Source organism: Kineococcus arenarius subsp. arenarius (assembly GCF_050871845.1).
In the GTDB taxonomy this organism is placed as follows: domain Bacteria; phylum Actinomycetota; class Actinomycetes; order Actinomycetales; family Kineococcaceae; genus Kineococcus.
The window spans coordinates 22175-28844 of sequence record NZ_JBJLSE010000050.1 but is presented as its reverse complement, the minus strand read 5'-3'; the positions used below and the strand labels follow the sequence as shown (position 1 = coordinate 28844).

Genomic DNA, 6670 nt, shown 5'->3' with positions numbered 1-6670 from the left:
TTCGCGGCCGCGGGTCTCGAACGACAACCCGTTTAGTGAGGCCTTGTTCAAGACGGTGAAGTACGCCCCGACCTTCCCCGAGCGGTTCGCCACCTTGGCCGATGCGCGAGCCTGGATGGAGGACTTCGCCGATTGGTACAACCACGAGCATCACCATGCTGGGATCGGGTTGCACACGCCCGCTGACGTCCATCACCACCGCACCGCACACGTCCAGCAGGCCCGACGCCGCGCACTCGAACGGGCCCGGCAGGCCCACCCCGAACGCTTCGCGGCCGAGCCGGCCCTGCCGAAGATCCTCGACCTGCCGACCAGCGCCTGGATCAACCGACCCGACGACCCTGCGCAGGCCGAGCACAGCTCAGCTGCTTAACACCTGCTGGCCTCAACCGCCTTGACACGTTCCGCTTCGGCCACTTGTGGGCCAGGGGTGATGTGCGCGGCAAGACACACGAGTCCAAGGCGTTCCGCCACCGCGACGTCGGTGACCTCGGCTTGGACTACCACGCCTTCGACATCAAGGAGGTCCACGGTGCCCAACTGATCGTCTACCAGGCCGCTCTCGGCAGCCCGGATGCCGAAAAGCTGCAAATGCTGGCCTCGCTGCACGCCACGCCCCCCGGGACGCGCACCAGACCACAGGCGCAGTAACCCTGCAGTAACCCTGCAGTATTCCTGCAACAGCGCTGCGACGGCAGTCGCAGCGAGACGTGCACGTGGTGGAGGCACGTACAAGATCAGTGCCATGCACCGACCGCACGACCGGCGACCACTCCTCTCAATGAGGTGGTGGCCGGTCAGGGACGACCCCGCTAGTGTCCTCCGCCAGAGATCCGCTACGAAAGTACACTGGCGGGGATGCCTCGCACTGGACGCCCCAAGGCCGAGCTCGTACTCACCGACGACGAACGTGACCAACTACAGCGCTGGACCCGACGACACACCTCAGCCCAGGCCCTGGCGCTGCGTTCGCGGATCATCCTGGCCTGCGCCGAAGGCACGTCGAGCCGCGAGGTTGCCGAGAGGCTGGGCTGCAACGAGGCCACCGTCGGCAATTGGCGGCGGCGGTTCGTGGCCCATCGACTCGACGGCTTGAGCGACGAAGCCCGACCAGGTCGGCCGGCTTCGATCACCGCTGACCAGGTCGAAGACGTCGTCGTCGCCACCTTGGAGGCCACGCCGAAGAACGCGACGCACTGGTCGCGGTCGAAGATGGCGCAGCGCAGCGGGTTGAGTGAGTCCACGATCGGGCGGATCTGGAGGGCGTTCGGCCTGCAACCGCACCGCGCCGAAGGCATGAAGCTGTCCAACGATCCGATGTTCGTGGAGAAGGTCCACGACGTCGTCGGCCTCTACCTCAACCCACCCGAGGCCGCGGTGGTGCTGTGCGTGGACTGGGGGTCCCTCCCGCTCACGGGGGCGAAGAGCCAGGTCCAGGCCCTGGCCCGGTCCCAGCCGGCGTTCCCGATGATGCCGGGCATGCCGGAGAAGCGGACCCACGACTACGTCCGGCACGGCACCACCAGCCTGTTCGCGGCGCTGAACGTCGCTGACGGCACCGTCATCTCCGCCACCCACCGCCGACACCGCAGCACGGAGTTCAGGAAGTTCCTCACCAAGATCGACACCGAGGTCCCTGACCACCTCGACGTGCACATCGTCTGCGACAACTTCCCCCGCACGCGGGAGGGACCCCCAGGCACCCACAAGCACCCGACCATCAAGGCCTGGCTGGCCAAGCACCCCCGGTTCCAGCTGCACTTCACCCCGACGTACTCCTCGTGGCTGAATCAGGTCGAGAGGCTTTTCGCCTATGTCACAGCCGATCTTCTGCAGCGAAGTGACCACCGCAGCGTCCAGGCCCTCGAGGCCGACCTCCGCGCCTGGGTCGCGGACTGGAACGAGAACCCGAAGCCCTTCGTCTGGACCAAGACCGCGGATCAGATCCTGGCGTCACTCGGACGACTTCTGCAGCGGATCTCTGGCGGAGGACACTAGCAGATCGACAAGGAAGCTGCACAGGTGGACTGGGAGCTTGGGCCAGGCATGGTGCGCGGAGGGCGCAGTTGCAGCAATCCCGGCAGCCCGGCTGATTCGCACCGCCCTTCCGGTCCTGTCTGCGATCGGTGTTGCCAGTTGCTCAGCGCGATCGGCGTCACCACACAAACCGGAGTGACTGGTGAACGTCTGGGCCTGCCCCGGTTCGCGGGACACGGTGACTGTGTAGTTCAGGCTACCGCGACCTCGACCTCGGCGACTCGAGGCTCGAACTCGTCCGGGCCCAGGTAGCCCAGGCCGGAATGCCGACGGCGCGGGTTGTACCAGCCCTCGATCCACTCGAAGATCACCGCGTGCACCCCGGCCCGGGTCGGCCAGGCCTGCCGGTCGACGAGTTCGGCCTTGATGGTCGCGAAGAACGATTCGGCGACCGCGTTGTCCCAGCACTGCCCCTTCCGGCCGACCGACAAGCGGACACCCAGATGCCCTGCAGCGGTAGCGAACTGCTGCGAGGTGTACTGACAGCCACGGTCGGAGGGGAAGATCACCCCGACCGGTGGACGACGCGACTGGCAGGCGTTGCGCAGCGCCTGCTCGACCAGGTCGGTCCGCGGTGGCCCACCCGACGATCCGCCGGGAGGAGATGTCGGTCACCGTTGTTAGGTAGATCCATTTCTCCCACGTCGCGATGTACGTGATGTCCCCGCACCAGCGGGAGTTCACCGCGGCGGCGTTCACGCTGAAGTCACGCATGATCGCGTCCGCCGCCGTCGGTGCCGTCGGAGCCGTCGGAGCCGTCGAATGGGACCAGTCCCCCGGTGAGCTGACGTGGGGCCAGCAGTGGGCCGAGCGACTGGACGAACTGAGCGAGGACGAGAGCAGCCGACTGTGGGCAGCGGTGTACGCCGCCCGCCACGAGGACCTGGCACACCGCCTGCACCAGCGCCACGGACTGAGCAGCCCGCTGTGGTACGTCAACGCCTGGTACGCAGGTGTCCAGGTCCGCGACGGCGACCCCGTCGCCGCGCGCCGTACCCTCACCGAAGCGCTGCACCACTGGCTGCCCTTCGAGGCGTGGAACGCGCTTCCCGTGGACCTAGCCGTGCAGGACACCCTGCGCCCAGCCGCCACCCCGTCCTTCCGTGCTCAGATCCTTGCCGCCCTGCCAGCCCACCTGCCGTGGGAGAAGCACATCGAGGCCCGGGGTTGACGGGCGTGTGGAGCAACGCTCAGCCGACGAACCGGCCCGCGCCACGGGGCGCGGGCCGGCCGGGGTTCAGCCCGCGGTGACCGCCGTGGCGGCGAGCTCGGCGCGGACCTCCTGCGCCGCCGCCACCAGGTTCCGCAGCGCGGGGACCGTCTCGGCGTACCCGCGGGTCTTCAGCCCGCAGTCCGGGTTCGCCCACACCTGCCGGGCAGGCACCGAGGCCACCGCCAGGCGCAGCAGTTCGGCGACCTCCTCGCGGCTGGGGACCCGCGGGGAGTGGATGTCGTACACGCCCGGGCCGATGCCGCGGGCGAGGCCGGCTCGGGCGATGTCCGGCAGCACCTCCATGCGCGAGCGGGCCGCCTCGATGCTCGTCACGTCGGCGTCGAGGCGGTCGATGGCGTCGATGACCTCGCCGAACTCCGAGTAGCACAAGTGGGTGTGGATCTGCGTGGCGTCCGCGGCGCCGGCGGTCGCCAGGCGGAACGCGGCCACCGACCAGTCCAGGTACGCGGGCTGGTCCGCGCGCCGCAGCGGCAGCAACTCGCGCAGCGCCGGCTCGTCGACCTGCACCACGCCGATGCCCGCGGCCTCGAGGTCGGCGACCTCGTCGCGCAGGGCGAGGGCGACCTGGCGGGCGGTGTCGGCCAGCGGCTGGTCGTCGCGCACGAACGACCACGCCAGGATCGTGACCGGGCCGGTGAGCATCCCCTTGACCGGCTTCGGCGTGCGGGAGGCGGCGTGCGCGCTCCACGGCACGGTGATCGGCGCGGAACGCGTCACGTCGCCCCACAGGATCGGCGGGCGCACGCACCGCGAACCGTAGGACTGGACCCAGCCGTTGCGGGTCACCGCGAAGCCGTCGAGGTTCTCGGCGAAGTACTGCACCATGTCGTTGCGCTCGGGCTCGCCGTGCACGACGACGTCCAGCCCCAGCTCCTCCTGCAGCGCGACCACGCGGTCGATCTCGGCGCGCAGGAACTCCTCGTACTGCTCGTGGGTGAGCCGCCCGGCGGTGCGGGCCGCGCGCGCCGCGCGGATCTCCCCGGTCTGCGGGAACGAGCCGATGGTGGTGGTGGGCAGCAGCGGCAGGTCGAGCGCCTCGTCCTGCGCGGCGCGGCGCACCGCGTAGTCGCTGCGGTGCAGCGCGTCCTCGCCCAGGCCGGCGAGGCGCTCGCGCACCTCGGGGCGCACCACGCCGGGGGCGGCGAGGCGGTCGGCGCGCGCCGACGAGCTGGCGGCGAGGGTGCCCGTGCCCGTGCCCGGGTGGTGCAGCGCCTGCCCCAGCAGGACGACCTCGGCGACCTTCTGGTCGGCGAAGGCGAGCCAGCCGCGCAGCCGCTGGTCCAGGTGGGGCTCGTCGGCGACGTCGTGCGGGACGTGCAGCAGGGAGGTCGACGTCCCCGCGACGACGGTGCCGGCCAGCGGCACCAGCGCCTGCAGCTGCGCCAGGGCCGGCGCCAGGTCGGCGCGCCAGACGTTGTGGCCGTCGACGACCCCGGCGACGAGGGTCTTGCCGTCCAGGCCGGGGACCGGGCCGGTGGGGGCCGACCCGCGCACCAGGTCCAGTGCGAGGCCGTCCACCGCGGTGGCGGCGAGCGGTGCCAGGTGCTCACCCAGGTCGCCGTAGGGGGCGGCCACCAGCAGGCGCGGGCGGGCGGGTGCCGCCGCCAGCGCGGTGAGCAGGGTGTCGTAGGCCGAGCGCACGAGCTCCACGAGGCCGTCGACCCCCTCGGTCGCGGAGTCGCTGACGAGGGCGGGCTCGTCGAGCTGCATCCAGGCGGCACCGGCGGCGGCGTGCGCGGCCAGCAGTTCCGCGTAGACCGGCAGCAGGTCGTCCAGGCGGTCGATCGGCGCGAACCCCTCGGGGCTGCCGCCGGCGGGCTTGGCCAGCAGCAGGAACGTGACCGGCCCGACGAGGACGGGGCGGGTGAGGAAGCCGTCGGCCAGGGCTTCGGAGAACTCCCGCACGCCCCGGTCGTCGGCGAACCGGAACCGCGTGTCCGGGCCGATCTCGGGGACGAGGTAGTGGTAGTTCGTGTCGAACCACTTCGTCATCTCCAGCGGTGCGTCCGTCCCGCGGCCGCGGGCGATCGTGGACAGCCCGGCCAGGTCGACGCGCCCGTCGGCGCCCACGACGTCGGTGAAGCGCGGCGGCACGGCACCCACGGCGATCGCGGTGTCCAGCACCTGGTCGTACGCGGAGAACGCCGACGGGATGGAGGCGTCGTGGGCGTGCAGGCCCAGGTCGTTCAAGCGCCGCACCGTGCGGGCGCGCACCGCGGCCAGCGCCCGCTCGGTCGTGGCGACGTCGGCGTGGCCGGCCCACAGGGCCTCCAGCGCCTTCTTCGTCTCCCTGCGCGGGCCGATGCGGGGGTAGCCCAGGACGGTGGCCGACCAGGCGGGGACGTCGGTGGGACGGGTGGTGCGGGCGTGCGTGCTCATCGGGATCCTCCAGCCGCGAGCGCGGCGTCGTGGGGAACCGCGGATGCCTGCGGCCGTCCGGCCGAGCTCGGGACCGTCGGGGTCCCGGCGCCGAGGTGCACACCCTCGAGCAGGTCCAGCGCCGCGGGCGCTGCGTTGAACGTGTAGAGGTGGAGCCCGGGGGCACCGGCCGCGAGCAGGTCGCGGGCCAGGGCCCGGCCGAACCGGGTGCCGGCGCGGTGGCGGGCGGCGTCGCCGTGCTCGGCCGCGGACTCCAGCAGTGCCAGCAGCTCGGCGGGTGCGGGCACCCCGGTGAGCTGCTCCAGGCGCAGCAGGCGCGCCGGGTCGGTGGTCGGGATGATCCCCGGCAGCAGCGGCAGGGTGATGCCGGCGGCGCGGGCCCGGGCGGCGAAGCCGGCGTACTCCCGGGCGGAGTAGCAGACCTGCGTGATGGCGAAGGAGGCGCCGGCGTCCTGCTTGGCGCGCAGGGCCTGCAGGTCGCCGGCGCGCCGGGAGCCCGGGAAGGCCGCCACCGCGACGCTCAGCGGCGGGAGCGCCGCACCGTCCCCGCCCGCGCTCACGTGGTGGTGGCGGTCGGCGACGTGCAGCAGTTCGACCAGGTCGCAGGCGCGGCGGACGGCGTCGGCCGGCGCCGGGTCCGTGATCCGCTCGGCCGGCGGGTCGCCGCGCACCGCCAGGACGTCGCGCACACCCGCGGCGAAGAACTCCTGCGCGAGCTCCACGACCTGCCGCCTCGTGGCGCCCACGCAGGTCAGGTGGGCCACGGCGGCGGTGCGGGTCTCGCGGCGCAGGTGGGCGAGCAGTTCGCAGCCCGCGTCGCGGGTGCCGCCGCCCGCCCCGTGGGTCACGGAGAAGAAGTCCGGTCCGGTACCCGCCAGCCGGGAGGCCGTGCCGTGCAGGGCTTCCCGGGCCCGTTCGGAGCGCGGGGGGAACAGCTCGAAGCTCAGGGTGGGGCGGCCGGCGGCTCCGGCGACCAGGGGTGCGACGCTCACGGCAGCGCGGGGGGAAGCCGGGGGCCGG

Annotated in this window: 7 protein-coding genes and 1 pseudogene; 4 read left to right on the top strand and 4 right to left on the bottom strand. The window is 72.2% G+C overall.

What is annotated here, in order from left to right; translation table 11 throughout:
* From ACRYM0_RS12935 to ACRYM0_RS12925, 3 genes are all read left to right on the top strand, one after another.
* Positions 1-373: integrase core domain-containing protein (locus tag ACRYM0_RS12935; RefSeq protein ID WP_432505669.1), on the top strand; the 373-nt coding region annotated here is incomplete at its 5' end.
* Between the two features lie 44 nt (positions 374-417).
* On the top strand, positions 418-651 hold the full coding sequence (locus tag ACRYM0_RS12930; RefSeq protein ID WP_432505667.1) for an MmyB family transcriptional regulator: 234 nt from the start codon (positions 418-420) through the stop codon (positions 649-651).
* A gap of 207 nt (positions 652-858) precedes the next feature.
* The gene (locus tag ACRYM0_RS12925) at positions 859-1998 is read left to right on the top strand and encodes an IS630 family transposase (RefSeq protein ID WP_432505665.1); all 1140 of its coding nucleotides are present in this window, start codon (positions 859-861) and stop codon (positions 1996-1998) included.
* A gap of 230 nt (positions 1999-2228) precedes the next feature.
* On the opposite strand, the gene ACRYM0_RS12920 is transcribed toward ACRYM0_RS12925, so the two are convergent.
* Both ACRYM0_RS12920 and ACRYM0_RS12915 read right to left on the bottom strand, forming a co-directional pair.
* A complete protein-coding gene (locus tag ACRYM0_RS12920; RefSeq protein ID WP_432505678.1) occupies positions 2229-2468 on the bottom strand; it encodes an integrase core domain-containing protein in 240 nt (79 codons plus the stop codon).
* Positions 2469-2501: 33 nt separating this feature from the next.
* A pseudogene (locus tag ACRYM0_RS12915) lies at positions 2502-2751 on the bottom strand (DDE-type integrase/transposase/recombinase); the annotation flags it as partial.
* Between ACRYM0_RS12915 and ACRYM0_RS12910 the strand changes: the two are divergent.
* Positions 2696-3208, top strand: coding sequence for a hypothetical protein (locus tag ACRYM0_RS12910; RefSeq protein ID WP_432505680.1), 513 nt, complete (start codon positions 2696-2698; stop codon positions 3206-3208). The pseudogene ACRYM0_RS12915 and the gene ACRYM0_RS12910 sit on opposite strands and share 56 nt — an antisense overlap.
* A 66-nt stretch (positions 3209-3274) precedes the next feature.
* On the opposite strand, the gene metE is transcribed toward ACRYM0_RS12910, so the two are convergent.
* Both metE and ACRYM0_RS12900 read right to left on the bottom strand, forming a co-directional pair.
* Positions 3275-5650 (bottom strand): 5-methyltetrahydropteroyltriglutamate--homocysteine S-methyltransferase, encoded by a 2376-nt coding sequence (gene metE / locus ACRYM0_RS12905; RefSeq protein WP_432505663.1) that lies wholly within the window; start codon positions 5648-5650, stop codon positions 3275-3277.
* Positions 5647-6642, bottom strand: a complete 996-nt coding sequence (locus ACRYM0_RS12900; RefSeq protein WP_432505662.1) for a methylenetetrahydrofolate reductase — start codon at positions 6640-6642, stop codon at positions 5647-5649. Before ACRYM0_RS12900 ends, metE begins: the two co-directional genes overlap by 4 nt.
* Positions 6643-6670: the final 28 nt, after the last annotated feature.

Bases quoted from the DNA above. Each gene is read 5' to 3' on its own strand.
- ACRYM0_RS12925 (WP_432505665.1), top strand. From the start codon at position 859: ATGCCTCGCACTGGACGCCCCAAGGCCGAGCTCGTACTCACCGACGAC.
- ACRYM0_RS12910 (WP_432505680.1), top strand. From the start codon at position 2,696: ATGTCCCCGCACCAGCGGGAGTTCACCGCGGCGGCGTTCACGCTGAAG.
- metE (WP_432505663.1), bottom strand. From the start codon at position 5,650: ATGAGCACGCACGCCCGCACCACCCGTCCCACCGACGTCCCCGCCTGG.